This window comes from Pseudomonas sp. LRF_L74 (genome assembly GCF_965644255.1).
Taxonomy (GTDB): domain Bacteria; phylum Pseudomonadota; class Gammaproteobacteria; order Pseudomonadales; family Pseudomonadaceae; genus Aquipseudomonas.
The window spans coordinates 1-1,196 of the sequence record NZ_CBFFRH010000029.1; the positions used below are offsets into that span (position 1 = coordinate 1).

Consider the following 1,196-nt stretch of genomic DNA (forward strand, 5'->3'; position numbering starts at 1 on the left):
GGAAACTCTGAATTTAACTTCCCGTTTCTGTTGAAATACGCCGATCCCGTTGCCCGAGTATCACGATGAAGCAGATGACCTTCGCCGATGCCGAATATGCCGGTAAGCGCAAACAGACCCGCAAGGAGTTGTTCCTGATCGAGATGGATCAGGTAGTGCCGTGGAAGGGTTTGATTGCCCTGATCGAGCCGCACTATCCCAAGGGTGAAGGCGGTCGTCCTGCCTATCCGTTGACGGCGATGCTACGGGTGCATCTGATGCAAAACTGGTTTGGTTACAGCGATCCGGCGATGGAGGAAGCGCTGTACGAAACGACCATCCTGCGCCAGTTTGCAGGCTTGAGCCTTGAGCGCATTCCGGACGAAACCACCATCCTCAACTTCCGTCGCCTTTTGGAGAAGCACGAGCTGGCTGTCGGCATTCTTGGCGTTATCAACGGCTATCTGGGCGATCGAGGACTGTCGTTGCGCCAGGGCACCATCGTCGACGCCACGCTGATCCACGCGCCGAGTTCGACCAAGAACAAGGAAGGCAAGCGTGACCCCGAGATGCACCAGACCAAGAAGGGCAACCAGTATTACTTTGGTGCAAAAGCGCACATCGGTGTCGACGTCCAATCAGGTCTGGTGCATCACGTTCACGTCACGGCCGCCAACGTCGCCGACGTTACCCAGGTCGACAAGTTGCTGCACGGCGAGGAGAACATGGTGGCAGCAGACGCGGGCTATACCGGCGTCGAAAAGCGTGGCGAGCATGAAGGCCGCCAGGTGATCTGGCAGATTGCGGCGCGGCGCAGCACGTATGAGAAATATGGCAAGCGCAGCGTTCTGTACAAGGTGCATCGCCGTATCGAGCGAGCTAAAGCGCAGACTCGATCCAAGGTCGAGCACCCGTTTCGGGTGCTCAAGCGTCAGTTTGGCTACAGCAAAGTACGTTTCCGTGGCTTGGCGAAGAATGCAGCGCAGTTGGTGACGCTATTTGCGCTGTCGAACTTGTGGATGGCTCGCCGACAGTTGCTGACCCGTGCAGGAGAGGTGCGTCTGTAATACGGGAAATGGCCGCTGCGAGGAACCTGCGGCGGCCAAAAGCGGAAAAATGAGTGGGCTATCTAGTCGATTTTGATCGACTGCCTGCTTTCAAAATCGGCGAAGGCTGAACTTGGCGGGAAATGCCGGGCTATTTCAGACCATCCCTAA

General features: G+C 56.8%; 1 protein-coding gene. It reads left to right on the forward strand.

The window, feature by feature from the left end; translation table 11 throughout:
* Positions 1-65 precede the first annotated feature (65 nt).
* A complete protein-coding gene (locus tag ACSZPK_RS26905) occupies positions 66-1,046 on the forward strand; it encodes an IS5 family transposase (RefSeq protein ID WP_437884673.1) in 981 nt (326 codons plus the stop codon).
* Positions 1,047-1,196: the final 150 nt, after the last annotated feature.